Origin of the sequence: Arthrobacter sp. 8AJ (assembly GCF_902506025.1) — a bacterium.
Classification (GTDB): domain Bacteria; phylum Actinomycetota; class Actinomycetes; order Actinomycetales; family Micrococcaceae; genus Arthrobacter.
On sequence record NZ_LR733289.1, the window covers coordinates 2804907 to 2831510 of the forward strand.

Annotated in this window: 21 protein-coding genes; 16 read left to right on the top strand and 5 right to left on the bottom strand. The window is 68.2% G+C overall.

Features of this window, described 5'->3' with window-relative positions; all coding sequences use genetic code 11:
- Window positions 1–22 precede the first annotated feature (22 nt).
- Window positions 23–910: an SDR family oxidoreductase gene (locus BACI349Y_RS13025; RefSeq protein ID WP_159632454.1), complete on the bottom strand. Its 888-nt coding sequence runs from the start codon at window positions 908–910 to the stop codon at window positions 23–25.
- 215 nt (window positions 911–1125) lie between these two features.
- Between BACI349Y_RS13025 and BACI349Y_RS13030 the strand changes: the two genes are divergently transcribed.
- The 5 genes from BACI349Y_RS13030 (at window position 1126) to BACI349Y_RS13050 (ending at window position 7241) form a co-directional block, all read left to right on the top strand.
- Window positions 1126–2709 carry an acyl-CoA carboxylase subunit beta gene (locus tag BACI349Y_RS13030; RefSeq protein WP_159632455.1) on the top strand — a complete coding sequence of 528 codons (1584 nt, stop codon included), beginning with the start codon at window positions 1126–1128 and terminating at the stop codon, window positions 2707–2709.
- Window positions 2709–2957 (top strand): acyl-CoA carboxylase epsilon subunit, encoded by a 249-nt coding sequence (locus tag BACI349Y_RS13035; RefSeq protein WP_159635648.1) that lies wholly within the window; start codon window positions 2709–2711, stop codon window positions 2955–2957. Before BACI349Y_RS13030 ends, BACI349Y_RS13035 begins: the two co-directional genes overlap by 1 nt.
- A gap of 41 nt (window positions 2958–2998) precedes the next feature.
- The gene (locus BACI349Y_RS13040) at window positions 2999–4684 is read left to right on the top strand and encodes a DUF885 domain-containing protein (protein WP_159632456.1); all 1686 of its coding nucleotides are present in this window, start codon (window positions 2999–3001) and stop codon (window positions 4682–4684) included.
- 134 nt (window positions 4685–4818) lie between these two features.
- The gene (locus BACI349Y_RS13045) at window positions 4819–5670 is read left to right on the top strand and encodes a phosphatase PAP2 family protein (RefSeq protein ID WP_224025505.1); all 852 of its coding nucleotides are present in this window, start codon (window positions 4819–4821) and stop codon (window positions 5668–5670) included.
- A gap of 119 nt (window positions 5671–5789) precedes the next feature.
- Complete coding sequence (locus BACI349Y_RS13050; protein WP_159632457.1) at window positions 5790–7241, top strand: dicarboxylate/amino acid:cation symporter; 1452 nt, start codon at window positions 5790–5792, stop codon at window positions 7239–7241.
- A gap of 114 nt (window positions 7242–7355) precedes the next feature.
- On the opposite strand, the gene BACI349Y_RS13055 is transcribed toward BACI349Y_RS13050, so the two are convergent.
- A complete protein-coding gene (locus BACI349Y_RS13055; RefSeq protein ID WP_159632458.1) occupies window positions 7356–7919 on the bottom strand; it encodes a hypothetical protein in 564 nt (187 codons plus the stop codon).
- A gap of 198 nt (window positions 7920–8117) precedes the next feature.
- Here BACI349Y_RS13055 and BACI349Y_RS13060 point away from each other — a divergent pair, with 198 nt between their 5' ends.
- The 6 genes from BACI349Y_RS13060 to BACI349Y_RS13085 all read left to right on the top strand — a co-directional run bounded on the left by BACI349Y_RS13060 (window position 8118) and on the right by BACI349Y_RS13085 (window position 15241).
- Window positions 8118–8807 carry a TetR/AcrR family transcriptional regulator gene (locus BACI349Y_RS13060; RefSeq protein WP_159632459.1) on the top strand — a complete coding sequence of 230 codons (690 nt, stop codon included), beginning with the start codon at window positions 8118–8120 and terminating at the stop codon, window positions 8805–8807.
- 18 nt (window positions 8808–8825) lie between these two features.
- Window positions 8826–11348 (top strand): MMPL family transporter, encoded by a 2523-nt coding sequence (locus BACI349Y_RS13065; protein WP_159632460.1) that lies wholly within the window; start codon window positions 8826–8828, stop codon window positions 11346–11348.
- Between the two features lie 9 nt (window positions 11349–11357).
- Window positions 11358–12005, top strand: a complete 648-nt coding sequence (locus tag BACI349Y_RS13070; protein WP_159632461.1) for a Maf family protein — start codon at window positions 11358–11360, stop codon at window positions 12003–12005.
- 130 nt (window positions 12006–12135) lie between these two features.
- A complete protein-coding gene (locus BACI349Y_RS13075; RefSeq protein WP_159632462.1) occupies window positions 12136–13947 on the top strand; it encodes an acetyl/propionyl/methylcrotonyl-CoA carboxylase subunit alpha in 1812 nt (603 codons plus the stop codon).
- 18 nt (window positions 13948–13965) lie between these two features.
- The gene (locus BACI349Y_RS13080; RefSeq protein ID WP_159632463.1) at window positions 13966–14403 is read left to right on the top strand and encodes a YybH family protein; all 438 of its coding nucleotides are present in this window, start codon (window positions 13966–13968) and stop codon (window positions 14401–14403) included.
- A 106-nt stretch (window positions 14404–14509) separates the two neighbouring features.
- Window positions 14510–15241 (top strand): glutamine amidotransferase, encoded by a 732-nt coding sequence (locus tag BACI349Y_RS13085; protein WP_159632464.1) that lies wholly within the window; start codon window positions 14510–14512, stop codon window positions 15239–15241.
- A 57-nt stretch (window positions 15242–15298) separates the two neighbouring features.
- Here BACI349Y_RS13085 and BACI349Y_RS13090 read toward each other — a convergent pair whose 3' ends face one another.
- Window positions 15299–16708, bottom strand: coding sequence for an MFS transporter (locus BACI349Y_RS13090; protein WP_159632465.1), 1410 nt, complete (start codon window positions 16706–16708; stop codon window positions 15299–15301).
- A gap of 277 nt (window positions 16709–16985) precedes the next feature.
- Here BACI349Y_RS13090 and BACI349Y_RS13095 point away from each other — a divergent pair, with 277 nt between their 5' ends.
- From BACI349Y_RS13095 to BACI349Y_RS13115, 5 genes are all read left to right on the top strand, one after another.
- Entirely contained in the window at window positions 16986–18407 is a 1422-nt protein-coding gene (locus tag BACI349Y_RS13095; RefSeq protein ID WP_159632466.1) for an MFS transporter, read from the top strand.
- 1 nt (window position 18408) lies between these two features.
- Window positions 18409–20628, top strand: a complete 2220-nt coding sequence (locus BACI349Y_RS13100; RefSeq protein ID WP_159632467.1) for a molybdopterin oxidoreductase family protein — start codon at window positions 18409–18411, stop codon at window positions 20626–20628.
- Window positions 20625–22184 (top strand): FAD-dependent oxidoreductase, encoded by a 1560-nt coding sequence (locus tag BACI349Y_RS13105; protein ID WP_159632468.1) that lies wholly within the window; start codon window positions 20625–20627, stop codon window positions 22182–22184. Before BACI349Y_RS13100 ends, BACI349Y_RS13105 begins: the two co-directional genes overlap by 4 nt.
- Before the next feature lie 84 nt (window positions 22185–22268).
- On the top strand, window positions 22269–22904 hold the full coding sequence (locus tag BACI349Y_RS13110) for a hypothetical protein (RefSeq protein ID WP_159632469.1): 636 nt from the start codon (window positions 22269–22271) through the stop codon (window positions 22902–22904).
- Between the two features lie 140 nt (window positions 22905–23044).
- On the top strand, window positions 23045–24502 hold the full coding sequence (locus BACI349Y_RS13115; protein WP_159632470.1) for a benzaldehyde dehydrogenase: 1458 nt from the start codon (window positions 23045–23047) through the stop codon (window positions 24500–24502).
- A gap of 41 nt (window positions 24503–24543) precedes the next feature.
- Here the strand turns inward: BACI349Y_RS13115 and BACI349Y_RS13120 are convergent, their stop codons facing one another.
- Window positions 24544–24918 carry a hypothetical protein gene (locus BACI349Y_RS13120; protein WP_201302441.1) on the bottom strand — a complete coding sequence of 125 codons (375 nt, stop codon included), beginning with the start codon at window positions 24916–24918 and terminating at the stop codon, window positions 24544–24546.
- A 9-nt stretch (window positions 24919–24927) separates the two neighbouring features.
- Window positions 24928–26514 carry a radical SAM protein gene (locus BACI349Y_RS13125; RefSeq protein WP_159632471.1) on the bottom strand — a complete coding sequence of 529 codons (1587 nt, stop codon included), beginning with the start codon at window positions 26512–26514 and terminating at the stop codon, window positions 24928–24930.
- Window positions 26515–26604: the final 90 nt, after the last annotated feature.

Below are 26604 nucleotides of genomic sequence, written 5' to 3' on the forward strand. Positions count from 1 at the left end.
TCAGGGCACCGCCGGGGGCCTGCTAGAGGAAGATGTCGGGAACCAGCCGGTCTTCCGGTGCCCCCAGGCTGTAGGGGCGGAAGTCGGTCACGCCCGCGGCGGCGAGGACCTGCTCATCCGTGTAGAAGTTGCCCGACGGCGGCGCGCCCGCGGCGAGGTTGCTTCCGGTCAGGACGGCGTGGGCGGCGTCGGCCATGATCTGCGGGCCGCGCGCGGCCAGCACCATGGTGTCGCCGTGGGGCATGTTGCGGATGGCCGCCGTGTCGATCAGCGTGCATGGCCACAGTGAGTTGACCCTGATCCCGTCAGCCTTCAGTTCCTCGGCCAGGCCCAGGGTGGTCAGGCTCATCCCGTATTTGGCCATGGTGTAGGCGAGGTGCTTTCCAGCCCAGGAGGGGTGGAGGTTCAGCGGCGGCGAGAGCGTCAGGATGTGCCCCTGTCCGGACGCACGCAGCGCCGGGAGCGCCAACTTGGACAGCAGGAAAGTGCCGCGGACGTTGATGTCCTGCATGAGGTCGTACTTCTTCATGTCCACGGCGTCCGTGGTGGAGAGGTCAATGGCGGAGGCATTGTTGATGACGACGTCGATGCCGCCGAACCGGTCCACGGCGGCGGCCACGGCGCCTGCCACGTCCTCGTCCCTGCGCACGTCGCCCACCAGGGGCAACGCCTGGCCTCCGGCCGCCTCCAGCTCCCGGGCTGCGGTGTAGACCGTTCCGGCAAGCTTGGGGTGCGGCTCCCCCGTCTTGGCAAGGAGGACGATATTGGCGCCGTCCCGGGCCGCCCTCAGGGCGATGGCCAGGCCGATCCCGCGGCTGCCGCCGGACAGCAGGATGGTCCGGCCCGCCAGGGAGCCGGCGGCCCGGTACGGGCTTTCGGAGGCATGCAAAGCATCGTCGCTTGAAGTCATGGGAACACTGTAACCCAACTATGTTACCGGCGAGTAACATTGCGAAGGGGTTGCTCGACCCGCAGAAAATTGTAGGTTCCCTACAGCCGTCGGCGCCCAAACCGTCACTAGACTTGCCAGCAGGGTTGGTCTTTTGTGTGGATGCTACTTAAAGCGCCGGACAACACGGGCCGCCAGCCGACAGAACTGACCTGCTACAGAGCCGGAGACACTTGATGAGCCACGATCTGACAACGACAGCGGGAAAGATTGCCGATTTCCGCGACCGCCAGGCGCGCGCCGAACAGCCTTCCGGTCCCGAAGCCATCGAAAAGCAGCACGCCCGCGGCAAGAACACTGCCCGCGAGCGCATCGCGCTGCTGCTGGACGAGGACTCGTTTGTTGAGTTTGACGCCCTGGCCGTGCACCGCTCCACCGCCTTTGGCATGGAAAAGAAGAAGCCGCTGGGCGATGGCCTGGTCTCCGGCTACGGCACCGTGGACGGACGCCTGGTGGCGGTCTACAGCCAGGACTTCACGGTCTACGGCGGATCGCTGAGCCAGGTCAACGGCGAAAAGATCGTCAAGGTCCAGGAGTTCGCGCTCCGCAACGGGTGCCCCGTCGTCGGCATCCTGGACGGGGGCGGCGCCCGCATCCAGGAAGGCGTGGCGTCGCTGGCCATGTTTGCGGACATCTTCCGCAACAACGTCCACGCATCCGGCGTGGTGCCGCAGATTTCGCTCATCATGGGCCCGTCCGCCGGCGGCGCGGCCTACTCCCCCGCGCTCACCGACTACGTGGTGATGGTGGACAAGACCTCACACATGTTCATCACCGGCCCGGACGTCATCAAGACCGTCACCGGCGAGGACGTGGACATGGAAACCCTCGGCGGCGCCCGGCAGCACAACGCCACCACCGGAACCTCCACCTACCTGGCCTCGGACGAGACAGATGCCATCGAGTTCGTCCGCGAACTGCTGGACTTCCTCCCCTCGAACAACCTGGCAGAGGCACCGGTCCTGGGGCACCAGCAGGAGTTGGAGATCGACGACGACGACCTCGCCCTGGACACGCTGGTTCCGGATTCAGCCAACCAGCCCTACGACATGCGCGCAGTGGTGGAGCAGATCGTGGACGACGGGCACTTCCTGGAGATGCAGGCCCTGTACGCGCCCAACGTGATGATCGGCTATGGCCGGGTGGAGGGCCACACGGTAGGCATCGTGGCCAACCAGCCCCTCCAGTTCGCCGGCACCCTGGACATCGCCGCATCGGAAAAGGCGGCCCGCTTCGTGCGCCACTGCGACGCCTTCAACATCCCCATCATCACCCTGGTGGATGTCCCCGGCTTCCTGCCCGGCAAGGACCAGGAGTTCCAGGGCATCATCCGCCGCGGCGCGAAGCTTCTCTACGCCTACGCCGAGGCCACCGTCCCCAAGCTCACCGTCATCACCCGCAAGGCCTACGGGGGCGCCTACATCGTCATGGGCTCCAAGAAGCTCGGTGCCGACCTGAATCTGGCGTGGCCCACGGCGCAGATCGGCGTGATGGGTGCGCAGGGTGCGGTGAACATCCTCTACCGCCGCGACCTCGCAGCCGTTGCCGAGGACGGCGGCGACGTCGAGGCCCGCCGCGCCCAGGTGATCCAGCAGTACGAGGAAGAACTCCTCAACCCCTACCAGGCCGCCGAGCTGGGCTACGTGGACGCTGTCATCGCCCCCTCGGACACCCGTCTCCAGATCATCAAGGGACTGCGCGCCCTGCGGGACAAGAGGGCCAGCCTCCCCGCCAAGAAGCACGGGAACATCCCGCTGTGATCAGCACCCCAGGGGCGCCTGAGCCCGCCGAAGCCCCGGACGCGGCAGTCGCCGCACCCCTGCTCTCTGTGGTCAAAGGGCAGCCGAACGCCGAGGAACTGGCCGCGCTGGCCGCCGTCGTCCTTTCCCTCAGCGGGGAAAGCCCGGCGCCGGCCAGGACCGCCAGCGTGCGGCACTGGGTGCGGAGGCAGCAGCTGCGGCTTGCCCCCACGCCCGGACCGGGAGCCTGGAAACGCAGCCAGGGCTGACAGCTTCCACATCCTGTCCATGCGGCCGGTAGGCTCGGGATGTGACTACCGACACTGCACCCGCCACGCGCCCGCATACCCGGATCGACGATGTCGCGGACAACTACACCGACACCCTGATCAGGCTCAATCCGACCTTTGCCACCACCCTTGGCCTGCCGGGACATGAGACGGAATACCAGGACTTCTCCCCTGCCGGCATCGCCGGGTTCGCCGAGGCGGCACGGGACGCCCTCGTTGCGCTGGAAGGCCTGGAGCCGGAGGACGACGTGGACGCCGTCACCCTGGACGCCATGCAGGAGCGGTTGGGCCTGCAACTGCTGATCCATGCCTCCGGGTGGGAGTATGCGGACCTGAACAATATTGCCTCCCCGGCCCAGGACATCCGCGCCATCTTCGACCTCATGCCCACCGGAACCGAACAGGACTGGGAGCACATCGCCGGGCGCGCACACAACGTGCCGGCGGCCATCAGCGGCTACACCGAGTCCCTGCGCATGGCCAAAGATGCAGGCAAGGTCGCCGCTGCCCGCCAAGTGCGCATCGTCATCGAACAGGTCAGCAAGTACGCCGCCGGGGACGGCTTCTTCGCAAAACTGGCCGCGGGTGCCGCCACGGATGCGGGGCCGCTTCCCACGGCCCTGCAGGAGAAGCTCGACGCCGGTGCTGCCGCCGCCCGCCGGGCCTACGCCGGCCTGGCGGAATTCCTGCGCACCGAACTGCTCCCCGCTGCTCCCGAAAAGGATGCCGTGGGCAGGGCCCGCTACGCACTGGCCTCCCGGTCCTTCCTCGGCGCAGAGGTGGACCTGGAGGAAACGTACGCGTGGGGCGTCCAGGAACTCGACCGCCTCATCGCGGAGCAGGAACAGGTCGCAGCCGCCATCAAGCCAGGCGCCACCATTGCCGAAGCCAAGGAAATCCTCAACAACGACCCCGCACGGCAACTGAAAGGCACGGAGGCGCTGCGGCAATGGATGCAGGGCCTCTCCGACAAAGCCGTGGCCGAACTCTCCGGCGTGCACTTCGACATCCCCGAGGTGATGAAGACACTTGAGTGCCGGATTGCCCCCACCGACGAGGGCGGCATCTATTACACCGGCCCGTCCGACGACTTCAGCCGGCCCGGCCGCATGTGGTGGTCCGTTCCCGCAGGCGAGGACACCTTCACCACCTGGGCCGAAACCACCACCGTGTACCACGAGGGCGTCCCCGGCCACCACCTCCAGGTGGCCACCGCCACCTACCGGCGCGAACTGCTTAACAAGTGGCGCCGGAACGTCTGCTGGACCTCCGGCCACGGCGAGGGCTGGGCCCTCTACGCCGAGAAGCTCATGCAGGAACTGGGCTACCTGAACGATCCCGGCGACCACATGGGAATGCTGGACATGCAGCGCATGCGGGCAGCCCGCGTGGTCTTCGACATCGGCGTGCACCTCGAACTCGAGATGCCCGAACGCTGGGGAACCGGCACCTGGACCCCGGACAAGGGCTACGGATTCCTCAAGGAAAACCTCCCCATCAGCGAAGGCCAGCTCAACTTCGAGTTCACCCGCTACCTTGGCTGGCCGGGCCAGGCCCCCTCCTACAAAGTTGGCCAGCGGCTCTGGGAACAGATCCGTGCGGAGCTGGAGTCACGGCCCGGGTTCGACCTGAAGGAGTTCCACACCAGGGCCCTCAACATCGGCTCTGTTGGGCTCGATACCCTGCGCCGGGCGCTGCTGGGCTGACAGTCCATCCCCCGGCCGGATCCCTGGCCGGCGGACCGCGCCCCCGGCATTCGGTGGACAGCGCCCACGGCAATCCATAAGCTTACTTACTAAATTGCCGTGGCGCGCACCGCCGCAGGGACAGGGAGACGACGTTGACCAACCTCCAAGGGACACCGGCCGGGACGGGGGTGCGTGGGGAACTGCGCCAGGACACGACCGTCGGCGGCAAGGACCTCACCAGATGGGACACCCGGACAGGCCGGCGCCTGGTGGAAGTGGTCCACCGCATCAGCCAGGTACTGGGCCCGCATGGCGCACTGATCCTGACGCTGCTGGTGGGGGCGGTCATTTCCGCCGCCCTGACCGCCGCGTTCAGCGAGGTCTATGAAGCGGTCGTGGCCGCCGACGGGGTGGCCGGACTTGACCATCCGGTATTGGCGGCCAGCAAGGACCTCCGTACCCCTGCCCTGGATGTGGCGGTCACGGCCTTCACCGATGTTGGCGGGACCATCGGGATGCCGGTCCTCGCCGTCGCCATCATGGCGGTGCTCGCGTTGCGGCGCCGCTCCTGGACCCCCGTCATCCTGATCGTCACCGCGGGCCTGGGTTCACTGCTGATGACCATCGCCGGCAAGCGCCTCGTGGGACGCACGCGGCCGGACCTCAGCGACGCCGTACCGCCCTACGAACACTCGGCATCGTTTCCCAGTGGACACTCACTGAACGCGGTGGTGATAGCAGGCATCGTGGCGTACCTCATCATCCTGCGGCTCCACTCGAACCGCGCCCGCATCCTCACCGCCGCGGCGGCAGCCCTCTTCGCCGTCGCGATCGGCCTAAGCAGGGTCTTCCTGGGCCATCACTGGCTCACCGATGTGCTGGCGGCCTGGGCACTGGGTGCCGCGTGGCTGGCCATCGTGATCACCGCCCATCGGCTCTACCTGACGGTCAGGAAACACCACGAACCACGAGACGTTAAGCACACCCCCGCCGGGAATAAGTAACAAATGCCGTCGTTATCCCTGATTCTCCGGGGATTTCCGGCTGGGGCCCGCATCCCAGCCGCGTAATATTTCTCAATGTTGGTTCGACGTGATATTTAGCGGAGGTCTAGCTTGTTCTGGTGAGCACTCAGACAAGCACCCCCTCCCCCGCAGGGAAGACCGGATTCCAGCTCCCCAAGTGGGCGGGTTCCTTCGGCTTCCAGATCATCGCCGCCCTCATTGTGGGTCTTGGCCTCGGCCTGCTGGCAAAGTACACCGGCAGTACCAAGACCAACCCCAACGCCCTCGGCGCCACGCTGCAGACCATCGGCTCAAGCTATGTGTCTCTGCTGCAGACCGCCGTTGTTCCGCTGATCTTCACCGCCGTCGTCAGTTCCATCTCCAACCTGCGGCAGGTATCCAATGCCGCCCGGCTGGCGTGGAACACGCTCCTGTGGTTCGCCATCACGTCCCTGATCGCCGTGCTGATCGGCATGGGACTGGGCGTGCTGCTGCAGCCCGGCGCCAACACCGGCATCGCCGGAGACGCCAAGTACACCGGCAAGTCCGGTGACTGGTGGGCCTTCCTCGTAGGCCTCTTCCCCAAGAACTTCCTCGGCCTGGGCGCCAGCTCCACCGTCGCCGATTCCGGCGCCGTCACCACGTCGGTCAGCTTCAACGTCCTGCAGATCCTGGTCATCGCCATCGCGGTGGGCGTCGCCGCGCTGAAGGTGGGCAAAGCCGCAGAGCCGTTCCTCACCCTTAACGCATCAGCCCTTGCCGTGATCCAGAAGGTGCTGTGGTGGATCATCCGCATCGCGCCGCTGGGCACCATCGGCCTCATCGGCAACGCCGTCGCCGTCTACGGCTGGGACACCATCGGCTCGCTGGGCAAGTTCACCGTTGCCATCTACGCGGGCCTGGTCCTGGTGCTGTTCGTGGTCTACCCCATCCTGATCCGCAGCCACGGCCTGTCCATCAAGCAGTACTTCTCCGGCGTATGGCCCGCCGTGCAGCTGGCCTTCGTGTCCCGTTCCTCGGTGGGAACGCTGCCGCTGACCCAGCGCGTGACCGAGCGCAGCCTGGGCGTCCCCCGCGCCTACGCCTCGTTCGCCGTGCCCCTGGGCGCCACCACCAAGATGGACGGCTGCGCAGCCATCTACCCCGCCGTCTCGGCGATCTTCGTGGCCCAGTTCTTCGGCATCCACCTGGACTTCAGCCAGTACCTGCTGATCGCCCTGGTCTCCGTCCTCGGCTCCGCTGCAACCGCCGGCACCACCGGCGCCGTGGTGATGCTCACGCTGACGCTCTCCACGCTGGGACTGCCGCTGGCCGGCGTCGGACTCCTCCTTGCCATCGACCCCATCCTGGACATGGGCCGCACCGCGGTCAACGTCGCGGGCCAGGCACTGGTCCCCACCATCGTGGCCAAGCGCCAGGGCATCCTGGACGAGTCGCTGTACAACGCCCCCCGCAACGGCACGCCCTTTGTTGAGGAAGAAACAGGCAGCGATGCCGCCGCCGGTGGCCCCGCCACGGACGGCACCAGCGCCGACACCGCACCCCGCGAACTGCAGGATGCAAAGGCATAACGCGCAGCAGCAATGAAAGACGTCCCCGGGAAACCTCCCGGGGACGTCTTTTTTGTTTCATGGGCTGTGCCTCCGGCCATTCACCGGCCGGCAGCAGTCAGCGGCCGGCATCAGTCAGCGACCGCCCCCGCCAATCACCCCGCTCTGGACCGCCTTGGTCACGGCGTCGGCTTCCGCCTGCGTCAGCTTTCCATCGGCCACGGCCTTGTCCAGGCGCGTCTTGAGCGCGGCGGCGTGCTCGGACTGCTCCTCGCTGCGGATCTCCTGGAGGGCGGCCGTCACCTTCGCCTCATCGATGCCCAACGACTCAGCCAGGGACTTGGCGAGCGCGGCCTCGCGCGCGGCGGGGTCCGGCTTCTGGCCGTCGGCGGGCGGAGCGGCGGGCTTGTTGGCGTCGCGGAAGGCCTTCAGCGCGTCAGTCACCTTGGCTTCGTCCACACCGAGTTTCGCTGCCAGCGCGGAGGCCTGCTCCATGCCGTGGCCGCCGCGGCCGCCATGCCTGCCCATGCCGTCGTGGCCGGTGCCGGTGCCGCCGTCAGCGGAGGCGCTGGAACTTGCACTCGGCGTGGGAGCGGGAGTTGTGGTGGTGGCAGAGGCCATGCCGGCCACGCCGATTCCTGCACCGAGCGCCAGCGCCGCGGCTGACAGGCCCAGGGTCATCTTCTTCGTGCGTGTCATTTCTTGTCTCCTGATTCGCCGTCGCCTGACGGCTGCTGGTGATACGCCTGGTGGCGGGACATTCCAAGCATCCGCGACCAGGTTCAGCAAAGGCTGTTGGGAACCTTTCGTTCTCCTGTGAATCCGGAGACACCCCCGCACCTGAGCCCCCGCGCAGATAACTTGCATGCAGTGCAAACTTGCACGTAGTGTAAGGCCGTGCCCAGCCCCTTTTCACCGCCCGACGCGTCGCAGGACGCCGGATCCGCCGCCCCTTCCCGGCGCGAGCTGAACAAGGCCGCCACCCGCCAGGCCATCACCGATGCCGCCCTGGGACTCCTGCGTTCCAAGGGCCCCGGCAACTTCACGGTGGAGGACATCGCCGATGCCGCAGGCATTTCGCGGCGCACTTTCTTTAACTACTTCAGCAGCACCGACGCCGCCCTGGCGTCCATCGTCCATGGCTTCCTGGACAACGCCATCCAGCAACTGCGCCTCCGCCCGGCGGACGAGCCCATGCTTGAGTCGGCCCAGGCCGCACTGGTGGCCCTGGCCGATCCCAAGGCCATCGCGCCCCTGGCTGAACTGTTCACGCTGACCCAGCAGAGCCCGCTGATGTCCCACACGGAACTGGAGGCGTGGGACCACTGCCGGGCCCAGGTCTTCACCGTGGCCCGCGAACGCCTCGCCGGCACCCCCGGGGAGCGGGACGAGCTGTATGTCCACGCCCTGGCCGGCTCCATCATCTCCTGCGGAAAGGCCGCCATGGAGGTCTGGTTCAGCCGGCGCGGCCCGGACCTGTCACCCGCCTCCCTGGCGGAACTCCGCCAACTGCTGATCGATGCCATGGCCCTGCTGGGCGCCGGCTTCACCACCACTGCTTTCCCATCCGCCACCCGTTCCTCCTGATCAGATCGGTCCTCCCGCATGGCACTCCTCCTCTACCGCCTCGGCAAGTTCTCCTACCGCCGGCGCTGGCTTGTCATCTCCCTCGGGCTTGCCGTGCTGGTGGCCGTTGGCGGTTCCGCCGCGGCCTTCCATGGCACGCTGTCCAACAACTTCCAGATCCCGGGTACCGAGACCCAGCGGATCGCGGACAAGCTCAAGCAGGATTTGCCGGCAGCCTCGGGCGGAAGCGCCACGATCGTCTTCGAAGCCCCCGACGGCGGGTTCAAGGCTGAGAGCCGCGCGGCCGTCACGGATGCGCTGAAGAAACTCCAGACCATCCCCGAGGTCCGCGGCACGGTGGATCCGTTCGCCACCCAGGCCCAGGTGGACCAGGCCGGCAAGGCCATCACCGACGGCGAAAAGCAACTGGCGGCCGGCCAGGCACAGCTGGACGCCTCCCGGGCGCAGCTGGAGGCCGGCAAGGCACAGCTGGCGGCAGCCGAGCAGCAACTCACCGCCGCCGGCGCGCCCGCAGCCGTGGTCGAGGCCCAGCTGGGCCAGCAAAAGGCAGCGCTGGCTGCCGGCCAGGCCAAGCTCGACGCCGGCGCCCAGGAACTGGAGGCCAACAAGGCGAAGCTGGAACTTGGCAAGCGCCAGGCCCAGGCGGCCTCCGCCATCCGCTTCGTCTCGGAGGACAACAAGGCCGCGGTGGCACAGGTGCAGTTCAACACCTCCATCAACGGGCTCGCCCCGGCGGTGCGCAAGCAGGTCCAGGAGATCGCCCACGAGACGTCCTCCGCCGGCGTCCAGGCCTTTGCCAGCAAGGAAATCACCGAGGACATCTCGGCCCTGTTCGGCACGGCGGAAATTGTCGGCATCGCCGTCGCGGCGCTGGTCCTGATCCTCATGCTGGGGACGCTGATCGCGGCCGGACTGCCGCTGCTGATGGCCATCATCGGCGTCGGCGTGGGCGTCGGCATCACCTTCGCCCTCTCCGGCCTGTTCGACATGAGCTCCATCTCCCCCATGCTGGCCCTCATGCTGGGCCTCGCCGTCGGCATCGACTATTCGCTGTTCATCGTCAACCGGCACCGGACGCAGCTCCTGGCCGGAATGGACCCTGAGGAGTCCGTGGCCCGGGCCAACGGTACCTCCGGCAACGCGGTAGTCTTCGCCGGCCTCACCGTGATCATCGCCCTTGCCGCCCTGGTGGTCCCGGGACTGCCGTTCCTAACCGTCATGGGCCTGGCCGCCGCGGGAACCGTCGCAGTGGCGGTACTGGTCGCCATCACCCTGACCCCCGCCATGCTGTCCCTGATTGGCCGCCGCATCATCTCCAGGCGGGCCTGGGCCAAGTCCGAGGCGCACAACGCCGAGCCGGGCCACGAAGCCGCAGATATCGCCGTCGACCGCGAACGAAGCACCCACGGGTGGGGCGGCCTGGTCACCAAGCACCCCTGGGTTGCCCTGACCGCCGGCATCGTCCTGCTGGGCACCCTGGCCCTGCCCGCCACCCAGCTCCAGCTGGCCCTGCCCGACGGCGGGTCCGAACCCGTGGAGTCCGAGGCCTACCAGGCCTACGACCTGACCGCCCGCAGCTTCGGCGAAGGCGTCACCGGGCCGATCGTGGCCGTGGGCGAGTTCCCCGCGAACCTTGACGCGGCCCAGGCGCAGAAGCTGCAGTTCGACATCGCGGACAAGCTCCGGGCCGTGGACAATGTGGTGGCCGCTGTACCGGTGGCGCTCAGCGAGGACCGCCGGACCGCCGTCTTCCAGGTCATCCCCAAGGAAGGCCCGGCCAGCGCCAGCACGGTCAAGGTGGTCGACGAACTCCGGGGCCTTAACGCCGAAATCAAGGCCGACTACGACGTTGCCATGGGCCTGACCGGCCAAACCGCCGGCAACGTGGACGTCTCCACCAAGCTCGGTGACGCCCTGCCGCCCTACCTGGCGATCGTCGTCGGACTTTCCCTGATCCTGCTCCTGCTGGTGTTCCGCTCCATCGTGGTCCCGCTGCTGGCCACGGGCGGATTCCTGCTGTCCTTGTCGGCCGCCTTCGGCGCCGTGGTGGCCGTCTACCAGTGGGGCTGGCTGGGGAACGTCTTCGATGTTGCCAATCCGGGCGCCGTGCTGAGCTTCCTGCCCATCATCCTGATCGGCGTGCTGTTCGGCCTGGCCATGGACTACCAGGTGTTCATCGCCTCCGGTATGCGCGAGGCCTACATGCACGGATCGTCAGCCAAGGAAGCGGTGCGGGTGGGCTTCCGGCACGCGGCCGCCGTGGTCACCGCCGCCGCGATCATCATGGTCAGCGTGTTCTCCGGCTTCATCTTCAGCCACCTCACCATGGTCCGGCCGCTGGGCTTCGCGATGGCCTTCGGCGTCCTGTTCGACGCGTTCGTGGTCCGGATGACCATCGTCCCGGCCGTGATGTACCTGCTGGGCGCCAAGTCCTGGTGGCTGCCGCGCTGGCTGGACCGGATCCTGCCGGACGTGGACGTGGAGGGCGCCAAGCTCAACCGCTGCCAGGCCGCACCGGCTCCGGGCGAGCTGGTCCACTAGGCTGAAACGGTGCTCCATCTGATCCTCGCCTCCCAGTCCCCCGCCCGCACCAAGCTCCTGGCGGAGGCCGGCATCCGCCACACCGTGCTGGTCTCCGACGTCGACGAAGCGGCCGTCCAGGCACACTACGGCGTCACGGACCCGCACGACACCGCGCTGCTGCTGGCACGTGCCAAGGCCGAAGCCGTCGCCGCGCTGCCGGAAGCAGAGGGCGCACTGGTCCTTGGCTGCGACTCCGTTTTCGAGTTCGACGGCGAGGCGCACGGCAAGCCGTACACCGCCGACGTCGCGCGGGAACGGATGCTCCGCATGAGCGGCAGCGCGGGGGTGCTGCACACGGGGCACTGGCTTGTGGACTGCAGGGACACGGACGACGACGACGACGGCGCCGCCCGCGGTTCGGGCGCCACGCTCGGGGCGGTCGCCTCCGCCGAGGTGTCCTTCCTGGACATGGCACCGGAGGAAATCGACGCCTATATCGCCACCGGCGAGCCGCTGCACTGCGCCGGCTCCTTCACGATCGACGGCCTGGGCGGGGCCTTCATCCGGAAGGTCGACGGCGACCCGCACGCCGTCGTCGGCCTCTCCGTCTCCACCCTGCGCGGCCTGCTCGCTGCTGCCAACGTTCGCATCACGGACCTCTGGCCGCCGCGGTAAAGTACTCCCTTTTCTGCACCACTTGTAGCTTCCCTACAAAGGCGGCCCGGTTTACACGCGGATTCCGCAAGTAATATCGGCGGAACCTCCAAAACCGCGCTAGGCTCCCTGAAGGAAAGAAGGAGACGCCTTGTCAGCAAATTTGGAGCAGTCCGCAGGAACCACGCAGCCCAGCCTCACAAAGGTGCTGATCGCCAACCGCGGCGAAATCGCCGTGCGGATCATCCGGGCGGCCCGGGATGAAGGCATCGCCTCCGTGGCCGTCTACGCTGACCCGGACCGCGATGCGCTGCACGTCCGGCTCGCTGACGAGGCCTACGCCCTGGGCGGGACCACCGCTGCCGAGTCGTACCTGCTCATGGACAAGATCATTGACGCCGCCCGCCAGTCCGGCGCCGACGCCATCCACCCCGGCTACGGCTTCCTGGCCGAGAACGCCGAGTTCGCCGCCAAGGTGATTGCCGCGGGCATCACCTGGATCGGCCCCTCCCCGGAGGCCATCTCCGCCCTGGGCGACAAGGTCCGCGCCCGGCACATCGCCGAAAAGGTGGGCGCTCCCCTGGTCCCCGGCACCGCCGACCCCGTCGAATCCGCCGAGGAAGTCCTGGAGTTCGTAGACCGGCACGGCCTGCCGGTGGCCATCAAGGCGGCCTTCGGCGGCGGCGGCCGCGGCATCAAGGTAGCCCGCACCCGCGAGGAAATCCCCGAACTCTACGAATCCGCCGTCCGCGAGGCAACCGCCGCCTTCGGCCGCGGCGAATGCTTCATCGAGCGCTTCCTGGACGCTCCCCGGCACGTGGAAACCCAGTGCCTGGCCGACGCCCACGGCAACGTGGTAGTGGTGTCCACCCGCGACTGCTCCCTCCAGCGGCGCAACCAGAAACTCGTCGAGGAAGCTCCGGCACCCTTCCTCACCGAAGACCAGAACCGCCGTCTCTACGAATCCTCCAAGGCGATCCTGAAGGAGGCCGGCTACCTGGGCGCCGGCACGTGCGAATTCCTGGTGGGCCAGGACGGGACCATTTCCTTCCTCGAGGTCAACACCCGCCTGCAGGTGGAGCACTGCGTCTCCGAGGAAGTCACCGGGATCGACCTGGTCCGCGAGCAGTTCCGGCTGGCCCGCGGCGAGGAACTGGGCTACGGCGATCCCGAGGTGCGCGGACACTCCATCGAGTTCCGCATCACCGGCGAGGACCCGGGCCGCAACTTCCTGCCCGCCCCCGGCACGCTCCGCGTCCTGAAGAACCCCACCGGTCCCGGCGTCCGCGTCGATTCCGGCGTGGAACAGGGCGACGTCATCAGCGGGAACTTCGACTCCATGCTGTCCAAGCTCATCATCACCGGTGCCAGCCGCCCGCAGGCCCTGCAGCGCGCCCGCCGCGCGCTGGAGGAAATGGTGGTGGAGGGCATCCCCACCGTCATCCCGTTCGACCTCGCAGTGGTAACGGATCCAGCCTTCGCACCCGCCGAGGGGCCCTTCACGGTCCACACGCGCTGGATCGAAACCGAGTTCACCAACAACCTGCCGGCTTGGACCCCGGACACTGCCGTTGACGGCGAGGGCTCCGCCGAGGAGCGCCAGCGCGTGGTGGTGGAAGTGGGCGGCAAGCGCCTCGAGGTGGTCCTCCCCGCATCCCTGGGCACCCCGGGAACGGCCTCGGCCGCCGCCGGCAAGCCGGGCAAGTCCAAGAAGCGCTCCCGCTCCGCCGGTCCGGCTGCGGCCACCGGCAATGCGCTGACCTCCCCCATGCAGGGCACCATCGTGAAGGTGGCCGTGGCGCACGGGGACGTGGTCACCGAAGGCGACCTGGTGGTGGTCCTCGAGGCCATGAAGATGGAACAGCCCCTCACCGCGCACCGGTCCGGCACCATCACGGGCCTGACGGCAACGGCGGGCGAAACGGTGTCCGCGGGCGCCATTATCGCCACCATCGAAGACTAGAAAGCGGCGCACGCAGCCATGCTCGCACCAAGTTTCCAGGAAGAAGTGGACCGCTACCACCAGGCGGTCCCTGAAATCACCCGGGGAAACCCGGCGCCGATCAAGGACCTGTATTCCCGGCTGGATGACGTCACCCTGGCCAACCCGTTCGGCGGCATAGCCCGCGGCTGGGCGCAGGTGGAGGCGCGGCTGGACCAGGCCGCGCGGCAGTTCCGCGACGGCGAGATGCTGGGCTTCGACACCGTCACCTCCTACACGGCCCGCGACACCGCATACCTGGTGGAGACCGAACACTTCCGGGCACGGCTGGACAGCGCCGCCGCCACGGAGGAGTTCGCGCTCCGCGTGACCAGCATCTTCCGCCGCGAGGAGGGCTACTGGAAGCTGGTGCACCGGCACGCGGACCCCGCCGCCCGGCCACAGTCCCGCCGCTCGCTCACGCAGCCTCCGGCCTGAGCCGGCTGCCCCGCGGGCGCCTGCGGGTGCCCGGGGGCCCGTTGCCGGCACGGTGACCGCTGCTCGAATGCTGGCAGGCGGCGCCGGCAGGATGCAGACTTAGCACATGCTGCCTTTCCTGCTCCTGGCCTCCCGCGCGGAAGACGCCGCCGCTGAGGACGAGTACGCCGCATACCTAAGGTACGGCGGGCTGGAGGAGCGGGAGCTGCACCGGATCCGGCTCGAAGCCGCTCCCCTGCCCCCGCTGGACCTCTCCAGGTACTCCGGTGTCATCGTGGGCGGCAGCCCGTTCACGTCCAGCGACCCGCCGGAGCACAAGAGCACGGTCCAGCACCGGGTAGAGCAGGAGCTGGCCGCACTGCTGGACCAGCTGGTGGCCCGCGACTTCCCGTTCCTTGGCGCCTGTTACGGGGTGGGCACCCTCGGGAGCCACCAGGGCGCCGTGATCGACCGGACCTATGGCGAGCCCCTCGGCGCGGTGGAAGTGGAGCTGACCCGCGAAGGCCTGCAGGACCCCGTCCTGCAGGGAATGCCCCAACGGTTCACGGCGCTGACCGGACACAAGGAGGCCGTCAGCTCGCTGCCCCCGCACGCTGTCCTCCTGGCACGGGCCGCCACCTGCCCGGTCCACATGTTCCGGATCAGGACCAACCTGTACGCCACCCAGTTCCACCCCGAACTGGACGCCGACGGGCTGGTGACGCGGATCGATATCTACCGGGACGCCGGGTACTTTCCACCGGAGTCCGCCGAGGAGCTCATGGCTGCCGCACGGCGGTTCACCGTCACCGAGCCCATGGCCGTACTGAAGAACTTCGTGGCCCGCTACGCCCGGTAAAAACGGCAATGCCCGGCGTGCCGAAAGGCAGCGCCGGGCATTGGGGCAAACGAAGCGTCAGGCGACGTTGTTCTCGTAGTCCAGGTCGCGGGTCTCACGGGTGAGGAACAGCGCGATCAGGGTCAGCACAGCCATGGATGTCAGGTAGATGCCTACCAGCAGCGGGCTGCCCTTGGCGGCTTCCCACAGGGCGACGGCGATGAACGGGGCCACCGCGGCACCCAGGATGCTGGAGAAGTTGTAGCTGATGGCTGAGCCGGTGTACCGGACGTTCGTGGGGAACAGTTCCGGCAGCAGCGCACCCATGGGGCCGAAGGTGAGGCCCATGAGGGAGAACCCGAGGATCAGCAGGCCCATGGTGCCCACGAAGCCGCCGCTGAACAGCGGGACAAACAGCAGGCCGAAGACGAAAATGCCGGCGGTGACGGCCATGAGCATCTTGCGGCGGCCGTACTTCTCGGCCAACGGTCCGGAGACCAGGGTGAAAATGCCAAAGAATACGACGCCGGCAATCAGCATCCAGAGGAAATCGTTGCGGCTGTAGCCAAGGCCCGGAACGAACGCGGCGGCAGCGGCTTCGGACATGGGCTTGCCGGCCTTTTCGGCTGCGGCCTTGGCGCCCTCCAAAGTGGGCTTGGTGCCGTAGGTCAGCGTGAACGTGGTCATCAGGTAGAACAGCACATACGTGGCCAGCATGATGAAGGTGCCCAGGATCAGCTGGCGCCAGCTGGACTTGAAGACCCGGCCCAGCGGAAGCTTGGCTACCTCGTTCGATTCCACCACCTTGGTGAAGGCCGGGGTTTCGATCAGCTTGAGCCGGACGTAGAGGCCCAGGATCACCATGACGGCGCTGAGCAGGAACGGGACGCGCCAGCCCCAGGCCTGGAAAGCTTCCGGGGTCAGGGTGTAGCTGGCCACCAGGAAGATGACGTTGGCAATGATGAAGCCGATGGGGGCACCGAGCTGCGGGAAGGTGCCGTAGATGGCGCGCTTGTTGGCGGGGGCATTCTCCGTGGCCAGCAGGGCCGCGCCGCTCCACTCGCCGCCGAGGGCCAGGCCCTGGGCGAACCGCAGGACCACCAGCATGGCCGGCGCCCAGAACTCCCAGCCCGGAACCAGCGCCGTGGGCAGGCAGCCGATGAGGAAGGTTGCGATGCCCATGGTCAGCAGCGACGCCACAAGGGTTCCCTTGCGGCCGAACTTGTCGCCGAAGTGCCCGAAGACGATCGAGCCGAGGGGGCGGGCAACGAAGGCCACGCCGAAGACGGCGAAGGAGCTCAGCAGCTGGGTGGTTTCGTTCGCGCCCGGGAAGAAGAGCTTCGGGAACACGAGCACGGCGGCCGTGGCATAGACGTAGAAGTCGTAGAACTCCACAGTGGTGCCGATCAGGCTGGCCACGATAACGCGGCCGCGGGAGTTCACCGGCTGGTGCGAACCAGGCACCTTGGTGGTATCGGTGGATGACATGGGTAAGCGCTTTCGTGAGATCGGCCGGGCGCAGGCAGTGCTGCCTCCCGGCGCGAATAGTTAGAGTTCGATCTTACTTCGCCGCGTCCAGTCAATGGACGAAACGTCCACAATGCGGACCTGTGTTGTGCATCTCATATTCCTGGCCCCGGCACCGCCTCACGCCGCATGGCGGGCCCGGATAGGCAAAAGTCACAGCGCGTTAACAAACATCGACTGTCCGCGAAACGCGCCGTCCCTACCTTGGAGGAACAACATCCCCCGAAGGAGGTAACCCGTGACTGTTGACCGCACCGTTGATGCCGTATCCGCCAGCGCACAGCCCGGCCCTACCCGCACTACTGACGCCCCCGCCCTTAAATTCCGCCCCGGCCGCTGGATCGCCAACTGGGATGCCGAGAACAAGGAACAGTGGGAGGCCGCAGGCCGGGCCATCGCCCGCCGCAACCTGAACTGGTCCATCTTCGCCGAGTTCCTCGGCTTCGTCGTCTGGCAGCTGTGGTCCATCGTCGTGGTCCAGCTTCCCGCCGCAGGCTTCACCTTCTCCACCTCGGAAATCTTCTGGCTCATCTCCATGCCAAGCCTGGTGGGTGCCACCCTCCGCATCCCCTACACCTTCATGGTCCCCCGCTTCGGCGGCCGCAACTGGACCATCGTCTCCGCCCTGCTGCTCCTGATCCCCTCCACCGGGCTGGCCCTCTGCGTCTCCAACCCGGACACACCGTTCGGTGTCATGCTCCTCGTGGCTGCCCTCGCCGGCTTCGGCGGCGGCAACTTCGCCAGCTCGATGGCCAACATCACGTTCTTCTACCCGGCCAGGGAAAAAGGCTGGGCGCTGGGACTGAACGCCGCGGGCGGAAACCTGGGGGCCGCCGTCGCACAGCTTGCCGTTCCCATCGTCATCACCCTGCTTGCCGCGGGCACCGTCAACCTTCCCCTGGCGGGCTGGATGTGGGTCCCCTTCATCCTGCTGGCCGCATTCGGCGCCTTCAAGTACATGAACAACCTCACCAGCGCCAAGGGTGACGTGGCCGGCTCGGTCGCTGCACTGAAGGAACCGCACCTGTGGATCATGGCGCTGCTGTACATCGGCACCTTCGGCTCCTTCATCGGCTTCGCCGGTGTATTCCCCAAGCTGATCAAGGACTACTTCCCCGCGTTCTCCTCCATTGGAGTGGGAACCGTGGCCCTGTCCCTGGCCTTCCTCGGCCCCCTGGTGGGTTCGCTGGCCCGTCCCTACGGCGGCCGCATGGCGGACCGCATGGGCGGGGCCCGGATGACCGTGTCCGCCTTCGCCGCGATGGCCGTGATCACGCTGACCATGATCTGGACCCTGCCGCTGAAGAACTTCCTGCTCTTCCTGGTCCTCTTCCTGATGCTGTTCACTGCCAGCGGCTTCGGCAACGGGGCCACTTACCGGATGATTCCGGTCATCTTCGCCACCTCCAGCCGGGCTGCCCGCAACGGTGCAAACCCGGTGGCCACCCAGCGGCTCGCGTCCTCGGCCCTCGGCCTGATCTCCGCGATCGGCGCTTACGGCGGCTTCGTGATCCCCCAGGTGCTCAATGCCTCCAGCACCGCCAGCGGCTCCTACACCCCGGCCTTCTACGGATTCGTCGGCGCCTACGTCCTGATGCTGGTGGTCTGCTGGACCTGCTACATCCGCAACGCCGGCCGGAACGCGATGGGAAACGTCTAACATGACCAAAAGCGCCGACACGCACTGCCCTTACTGCGCCCTGCAGTGCGCCATGACGCTCACGTCCCCGGCGGGCCTGGCCCCGGCTTCGCAGCCGGGGCCAGGCCCCGCTCCTGCACCTGCCGGCTCCAAGGCATCCCCCGTCCTGGACGTGGCCGGCCGGGACTTCCCCACCAACCGCGGCGGCCTGTGCCGCAAGGGCTGGACCTCGGCCACGCTCCTGAACCACGCGGGCAGGATCACCGAGCCCCTGCTCAGAGGTGCTGACGGGATCCACCGTCCCATCGGCTGGGACCAGGCCCTGAACCTCGCCGCTGCGGCAGTCAAGGACGCCCGCGCCCGGTACGGTGCGGACGCCGTCGGCGTCTTCGGCGGCGGCGGCCTCACCAATGAAAAGGCCTACCAGCTGGGCAAGTTCGCCCGGCTGGCGCTGGGCACCTCCCGGATCGACTACAACGGCAGGTTCTGCATGTCCTCCGCGGCCGCAGCGGGAATGCGCGCCTTCGGCGTGGACCGCGGGCTGCCGTTCCCGCTCGAGGCCCTGGACACCGCCAGCACCATCCTGATGCTCGGCTCAAACGTTGCCGAGACCATGCCGCCGTTCGTCCAGCACCTGCAGGGAGCCCGCGACGCCGGCGGGCTGGTTGTGGTGGATCCCCGCCGCTCCGCCACCGCGGCCTTCACGGCCGACGGCGCCGGCCTCCACCTCCAGCCCCTTCCCGGCACCGACCTCACCCTGCTGCTGGGCCTTTCGCACGTGGTCATCCACGAGGACCTGATGGACACCGCCTACCTCCAGGAGCGCACCTCGGGCTACAGCGCCGTCGTCCGCAGCGTGAACGCCTTCTGGCCTGAACGCGTCCAGTCCATCACCGGCGTCCCCGCGGACCTGATCCGCGAAACCGCCAGGATGCTTGCCGCAGGCGCCAGCAGGGGCGGCAGCTACATCCTCACCGGCCGCGGCGTGGAACAGCACGTGGACGGCACGGACACCGCCACCGCGGCCATCAACCTCAGCCTCCTGCTGGGCCTGCCCGGGTCCGCCCGCAGCGGCTACGGCACCCTCACCGGCCAGGGCAATGGCCAGGGCGGCCGCGAGCACGGCCAGAAAGCCGACCAGCTGCCCGGCTACCGCAAGATCACCGACCCCGCCGCCCGCGCGCACGTCGCCGCGGTCTGGGGCATCCCCGATGAACTCATCCCCGGCCCCGGCCTGCCCGCCGTCCAGCTGCTGAAATCACTGGGACAGCCCGACGGCGTCCGGTGCCTTTTTGTCCACGCCTCCAACATCGCGGTGGCGGCACCTGACGCCAACGCCGTGATCGAGGGGCTGCGGAGCCTGGACTTCCTGGTGGTCTGCGACTTCTTCCTGTCGGAGACCGCTGCGGAGGCGGACCTGATCCTTCCCGTGCTCCAGTGGGCGGAGGAGGAGGGCACCCTGACCAACCTGGAAGGCCGCGTCCTGCGCCGCCGCCGTGCCATCGCCCCTCCCGCCGGCGCCCGCAGCGAACTCTGGATCATGGCCCGCCTGGCCGAGCGCCTGGACGCCCCCTCCACCTACAGCGACGATCCGGAAACCGTCTTCGAGGAACTCCGCCTGGCTTCCGCGGGCGGCATGGCCGACTACTCCGGCATCGACTACGCCATGCTGGACCGCGGCGAGGCCGCCTACTGGCCGTACCCGGCCGGCAGCGCCGGAACGCCCCGGCTGTTCCGGGACGGCTTCGCCCACCCCGACGGCAAGGCGGTCATGGTCCCGGTGGCGCCGCGCCGCCGTCGGACTCCCGCGCCTGAAGCGGCCGGGCACGCAACACGCCCCGCCGGCACACCCATGACCCTCATCACCGGCCGCCTCCTGGAGCACTACCAGTCCGGCGCCCAGACCCGCCGGGTCGCCGAGCTCGCCGCCGCCCAGCCGGAGGCCAGGATGCAGATCCACCCGGCGGCGGCCGACGCCATGGGCATCGCCGCCGGAACACTGGTGTCGGTGTCCAACGGGCGCGGCGAGGTGGTGTGCCGGGCCGAGCACAGCACGGCGATCCGCCCGGAAACGGTGTTCCTGCCCTTCCACTTTCCCGGGGCTGAGAGCGCCAACCGGTTGACGGAAGCGGCGACGGATCCGGTCTCCGGGATGCCCGAGTTCAAGTTCAACACCGTTTGGGTCCGGCCCGTGGCCGCGCCCGAATCCGCCCGCATGCTTCAAACGACGGAGGCCTCATGAGCGAGCAGATTGTCATTGTGGGATTCGGCCCCGTGGCCGCCCGGCTGGTGGAGGAGCTCCTGCCCGCCGTGCGCAGCGGACACGCCAGGCTCACGGTGGTGGGCCAGGAAGCCGAGGCCGCCTACAACCGCGTCCTGGTGGCCGATCTCGGCGTCGGCCGGACCACCGCTGACGCCCTTGCCCTCGCCGACAGCGCGGAGCTGGTTGCCGAGGGTGTGGATGTCCGGCTGGGCGTACGGGTTAAGCGCGTGGACCGGGCGCGGCAGCAGGTGGCCCTGTCCGACGGCGCGTCCGTGCACTACGACCGGCTGGTGTTTGCCACCGGATCCCGGCCGGTGATTCCCAACCTCACCGGCATCAATCCGGACCCGTCTTCCCCCGTGCTGCCTGCCGGAGTCACGGCACTGCGGGACCTGCGCGACGCGGAAGTGCTGCGGCAGGCGGTGGAAGGCGGCAAGCGCGTGGTGGTCCTGGGCGGCGGCGTCCTGGGCCTGGAGACGGCGCTGGCGGCCGCGGAGGAAGGCGCGACGGTCACCGTGGTCCACAACGGCCCGCACCCGCTGGGCCGCAGCATCGACCGCGGCGGCGGGGCGGTTCTGGCTGCCGGGCTGCGCCGCTGCGGCGTCCGGGTGGCCGGCAACGCCCGGTCCACCGGCGTTGAGCACAACGCGCCCGACGGCGGGTTTTCGGCTTTGCTGCTGGACGACGGATCAGCGATCGACGGTGACCTCCTGGTCATCTCCTGCGGCGTGCGTCCCCGGACGGAGCTGGCCGAAGGCTGCGGCCTCTCCACCGGCACCGGGATCCTGGTGGACCACCGGCTGCGGGCGCACCACGAACCGCATATCTTCGCCATTGGCGACTGCGCCGAGGTCCGCTGCCCGGATCCCGGCTGCGCAGCCTGCCGCAACGCCAAGGGGCCCTCCGGCCTGGTGGGTCCTGGATGGCGGCAGGCCGAATGGCTGGCCGGCTATCTCACCCTGCTGGCCGAGGGGGCGGAAACGGACGCCGAAGTGCTCCCCGCGCTGCCGCCGGAACAGCCCGGCGTCGTGGTCCTGAAAGCCCGCGGCATGAACATGGCCGTGGCCGGGGACAACGCCGCCGAGCCGTGGGATGAGGAAGCACTCACGGCCGGAGCGGTCAACGGCAGGCCACGCCTGCAGGTGTCACAGTGGGCGGATCCGGAGCACGGCCGGTACGTGAAGATGACCACCCGGGGCGGTGTGCTGGAAGGCCTGGTGGCCGTGGGCATGCCCCGGACCGCAGCCGAACTGGTGGGGCTTTTTGAACGGGGTGCCGAGCTGCCCGCCGACCGGTCACTGCTCCTGCGCCTGGATGGACCGGACCAGCTGCCCGGGGGCGGGGCTGCCGACCCCGCGGGGACCGTGTGCCGGTGCGCGGGGGTCAGCGGGGCGGCCATCACGGCGGCGGCCTCTGACGGCTGCTCCACGGTGGCCGAGGTTTCCAGGGCCACCCGCGCCGGAACCGGGTGCGGCGGCTGCCATGAGGACATCAAGGGTCTCATCGAACGGCACTTCCAGGCAGCCGCCGCATAGCAGCTGCGGGGCTTTGGCCCCTTGGCACCGGGATTCCCCAGGGCTTGAATGGTCACAGGATTCCACTGGCCGCAGGAGGCACCCATGTCCTTCCCTCTCATACTGGCCTTCGCCGCGGTGGTGCTCGCCGCCGTGGCCGGAGTACTCCTTGTCCGGGAGAAGGATCCCCAGCGCCGGGCCCGTGCACTGGTGAAGATGGGCGCGGTGGTCATGACGGTCTTTACTGCGGCGGCCGTGACCTTCATTGGCGGCTACGCCATGGATCAGCCCGGCGGCATGACGGGGCTGATGATGACCTTGTCCTGGTTTGCTCCCATGGTGGTCCTTGCGGCCCTCGCCTGGTTCCGGCCGGCCGGAGCATCTCCCCTCCTGGCGGCGCTGGCCGTGCTACTCGTCGCGGTCTGCGTGTGGTTCGCCCTCGATCCCGCGACGGCCCGCAGCCTCCAGGATTCGAACGGGCCGGTGGTGGCCATCGGCGTCGTCGCCCTGGCGTTCCCGGCCGCTGTCCTGGGACTTAAACGGTCAGGCGCGGCCGGCTGGCTGCTGTTTGCCATTGGCACGCTGCCGCTGCTGATCACGGTTCTTGGCCGGTCGGGGCCTGCGGCCTCCTTGGCCTCCGCCAGCGCGGTTCCGCTGATAACCGGCATTACCTACCTGGTGGCCTCGCGGCTGGCACGGCGGGACCCGGCCGCCCGGAATACGCTCCCGGCGTCGGCATAAGCCTCTGCACGGATACCGCTGCCTTTTCCTGTCCATGCCCTTGACCGCGGCGTCCGCACAGCATGTGATGGACGGGACTGACCCGCGCTCCCATCTTCCAGGCCGGACGCCTGACGTCCGGAACAACGAAAGGACCTGCCATGTCCCTGCTCGACTCCGCCCTCTGGGAAGGCAAGATCTACCTCAACGGCTGGCGGGCGGGCGGCGGCGGTACCGGCACCAGCATGGAACCGGCCACCGGCGGACAGCTCGGCAGCTACGGCGTCGCCTCCGTCGACGACGTCCGGGAAGCAGCAAGCGCCGCCGCGAAGGCACAGAAGGAATGGTCCGCCCGCAACCCGGAGGACCGCGCCGCGGTACTGCGCCGCGCCGGGCAGCTCTGGGAGGAGCACGCAGCCGAGGTCCAGGACTGGATCGTGCGCGAGTCCGGGGGCATCCCGCCCAAGGCAGCGCTGGAAACGCATATCGCCGCCAACGAATGCTACGACGCCTCGGCGCTGCCCTCACTCCCTGCCGGGGACGTCCTCACGTCCAACGAAAACCGCTGGTCCTTTGCCCGGCGCCGTCCGGTGGGCGTCGTCTCCGTCATCGCGCCGTTCAACTTCCCGCTGATCCTTTCCATCCGCGCCGTGGCACCTGCCCTGGCATTGGGTAACGCCGTGCTGCTTAAGCCGGACCCGCGGACCGCGGTCTGCGGCGGCGTGACCGTGGTGCGCATCTTCGAGGAGGCCGGGCTTCCGCAGGGCCTGCTCTCCCTGCTGCCCGGCGGCGCGGACATCGGAGCCGCCGTCGTCGAAGCCCCCGAGGTCCGCGTGATCGCCTTCACGGGATCGACGGCGGCCGGCCGGAAGATCGGTGAAACGGCGGGCCGGCTTCTTAAGCGTGCGCACCTGGAACTGGGCGGCAACAACGCGCTGATCGTGCTGCCCGGTGCCGACCTGGCCAAGGCGGCGTCCGCGGCGGCGTTCGGATCGTTCATGCACCAGGGCCAGATCTGCATGGCCGCCGGACGCCACATCGTGCATGAGGACATCTACGACGACTACGTTGCCGCCTTGTCGGAGAAGGCGGCCCACCTGCCCGTGGGAGATCCCAAGAGCGGCACCGTGGCGCTGGGTCCCGTGATCGACGAGCGCCAGCTGCAGCGGGTGGACGGGATCGTCCAGGACGCGGTCCAGGCAGGCGCCCGGCTCGCCGCCGGCGGCACCCACGACGGCCGGTTCTACCAGCCCGCCGTGCTGGTTGACCTGGACACTGACAGTCCTGCCTGGAAGGACGAAATCTTCGGCCCCGTGGCCCCGGTGATGAAGTTCTCCACCGTGGATGAGGCTGTGGCGCTGGCCAACGACAATGAGTACGGCCTGTCCATCGGGATCCTGGGCGACGTCGGAATGGCCATGACCATCGCCGACCGGCTCGACTCCGGGAAGGTCCACATCAACGAACAGACCGTCTCCGATGAAGCGAACTCCCCGTTCGGCGGAACGAAGAACTCCGGCAACGGCTCGCGGATCGGCGGCCACCACGCCAACATGGAGTCATTCACCGAGATCCAGTGGCTCACCATGCGCCCGGACATCGCCCCGTACCCGTTCTAGGCCCCTGCCCGTTCCAGGGAGGACAGCACCCCACGCACCTGTCACACCCCTAACCATTGCCCCGCCGCCACGTAGATTCCGTAAGCGCCCGCTGCGAGGAGGGCACCCAGGTAAGCGAGCACGAGCCGCGTGTCGCGCAGGAGGCATTTGGACCGTGCCAGGCCCCGCCGTCTCGCCTTCCAGTAACCCGCAAATCCCAGGCCGGCGAAGACAACCAGGGCGGCCGGTCCCGCCAGCCATCCCAGCAGCGCGACGGTGGCAAAAATACACAGCCGGAGCGAGTCATAGGGTGCCTGGCCCGTGGGTGCGGGGGTGCCTGGACCCTCCGGGGTGGAGTGTGCTGCGGCGTGCCGGCGCACCAGCTGGGAGGGCGTAGGCCCTCCCGCGATGCGGCGGGCGTTGGAAGCGGGGTCCATGGCCCTGCCCTAGACCTGGCGCCCCGGAAGCAGCTGTGCACCGGTTGCCGTGCTCATCCGCTGCCGGGCCAGGGAGGGCCATGCCTGGACAGCGCAGAAGGGCGCGCACTGGTGCTCCGCGTCGTCGCCCTTGGTTCCGACGTGGACGCAGCACTGGGTGAGCCGTTCCTCGATCATGGTGGACATGTCCATGAAGGGCTTGACCATGATCCGGGTGACCCGCTCGGCCAGGAGCCGGCGCAGGCGCTGCTGCTGGCCCGGAAGCTTGCCTGCCGCCAGGGTGGTCAGCGTTCCGATGCCAAGGTCGCACTGCGTGCAGATGTTCTTCCACAGATCCATGGTCCGTGGGTGCGACAGGGACGACTGCTCACTCAGCAGGTCCAGCAGCGAGGTTTTCATCAGGTTCCGCAGTTCCAGCGGGATGGCGCTGTCAGCAATCCGGTTGGCGATGCTGTCAGGATTGAGTTCGAGCCACCCCAGCAATTGGTCGTGGCCGATAAGCGCTGCCAGGGAACGCCAGGTGCCGGCGTCGTCCTTGAGCATGTAGCCCACCGATGCGCAGTGCGGATGGGAGCACGGCAGTGCCGTGAGGTCGTGCCAGGAGACCACGCCGCCGGTTTGTGACTCAAGCCTGTCCAGGACGCCTGTATGCGTGAGCCGGTCCAGGGGATCGATGCCGTGCCCGCGCCCGGAACCGAACACGGGCTGCAGCGCCACGCCGCCCACGAACTGGGTCTCCAGCGCACGCATCACCACGTCACCGATCTCACTGTCATTGACGCCCAGGGATGCCGTCATGGTCAGGGTGGTGAATATTCCGGCCGCGGACAGCCGGGAGATGGCCGCATCCTTGTAGCGGGTCAGGTCGCCGCCCCGGTGGTGGATCGATGCCTCCCTGGAAGAGCCGTCGTATTGGAGGTAAACCTCCACGCGGTCACGGTGCCGCGCCAACAGGGCAAGCAGTTCGTCGTCAGTGGCTATCAGCATGCCGTTGCTGTTCACCATGATCCGCACGATCGGCCGGGCCACGAGTTCGTCCAGCAGTTCCGCCAGGTACGGGTACAGCGTTGGTTCACCGCCGGACAACATCAGCACATCGAGGCGGTTGTTCTCGCGTGCCAGGCGGGTATCGATATTGGCCAGCACCTCCTCCAGCGGAGCCACGCCCTGCAGCTGCGGCCCGGAGGCCGTGAAACAGGTGGGGCACTTCAGGTTGCAGTGCTCGATGATGTCCTGGAGCAGGATGCAGGTGTGCTGGGTCTGCATGGCCGGAAGCCCGTAGGCATACGCCTCGGGGATGGGACGGAAATTGCCTGGCCGGTCAGGAACATGCTGCTTGGTGGGCGCCTGCCATTTCTCCAGGTAGCGAAGGATCTCCGGGGACTCGTCATAGAGCGTGCGGACCAGCCCGTGCTCCGGGCAACCTCGTTCAAGCCACACCCGCCCGTCGCGGACCAGCAACGCCCCGGACAGCCGCCGGACCTCGCTGAGTGGAGGGTTGGTGTCGTGGCAACGGGGGCAGAACGCCGTGACGTAGCGGTGGATCCGGTCACCCCGCAGCGGCTGGCCGGTCCCTGGCAACTCTCGCGACCTCATTGATCAGTGCTCCCTTCTCAGATTCTGGTCTGTGCGAGGGCTCCCACGCACAGTCCCCCGCCGAGCAGCAGGAAGATGCCCAGCCCCATC

Excerpts from the sequence above, each read along its gene's own strand:
- BACI349Y_RS13055 (WP_159632458.1), bottom strand. The coding sequence starts at position 7,919 with ATGACACGCACGAAGAAGATGACCCTGGGCCTGTCAGCCGCGGCGCTG.
- BACI349Y_RS13100 (WP_159632467.1), top strand. The coding sequence starts at position 18,409 with ATGACCAAAAGCGCCGACACGCACTGCCCTTACTGCGCCCTGCAGTGC.
- BACI349Y_RS13025 (WP_159632454.1), bottom strand. The coding sequence starts at position 910 with ATGACTTCAAGCGACGATGCTTTGCATGCCTCCGAAAGCCCGTACCGG.
- BACI349Y_RS13120 (WP_201302441.1), bottom strand. The coding sequence starts at position 24,918 with ATGGACCCCGCTTCCAACGCCCGCCGCATCGCGGGAGGGCCTACGCCC.
- BACI349Y_RS13125 (WP_159632471.1), bottom strand. The coding sequence starts at position 26,514 with ATGAGGTCGCGAGAGTTGCCAGGGACCGGCCAGCCGCTGCGGGGTGAC.
- BACI349Y_RS13110 (WP_159632469.1), top strand. The coding sequence starts at position 22,269 with ATGTCCTTCCCTCTCATACTGGCCTTCGCCGCGGTGGTGCTCGCCGCC.
- BACI349Y_RS13115 (WP_159632470.1), top strand. The coding sequence starts at position 23,045 with ATGTCCCTGCTCGACTCCGCCCTCTGGGAAGGCAAGATCTACCTCAAC.
- BACI349Y_RS13105 (WP_159632468.1), top strand. The coding sequence starts at position 20,625 with ATGAGCGAGCAGATTGTCATTGTGGGATTCGGCCCCGTGGCCGCCCGG.
- BACI349Y_RS13065 (WP_159632460.1), top strand. The coding sequence starts at position 8,826 with ATGGCACTCCTCCTCTACCGCCTCGGCAAGTTCTCCTACCGCCGGCGC.
- BACI349Y_RS13080 (WP_159632463.1), top strand. The coding sequence starts at position 13,966 with ATGCTCGCACCAAGTTTCCAGGAAGAAGTGGACCGCTACCACCAGGCG.
- BACI349Y_RS13030 (WP_159632455.1), top strand. The coding sequence starts at position 1,126 with ATGAGCCACGATCTGACAACGACAGCGGGAAAGATTGCCGATTTCCGC.
- BACI349Y_RS13090 (WP_159632465.1), bottom strand. The coding sequence starts at position 16,708 with ATGTCATCCACCGATACCACCAAGGTGCCTGGTTCGCACCAGCCGGTG.
- BACI349Y_RS13085 (WP_159632464.1), top strand. The coding sequence starts at position 14,510 with ATGCTGCCTTTCCTGCTCCTGGCCTCCCGCGCGGAAGACGCCGCCGCT.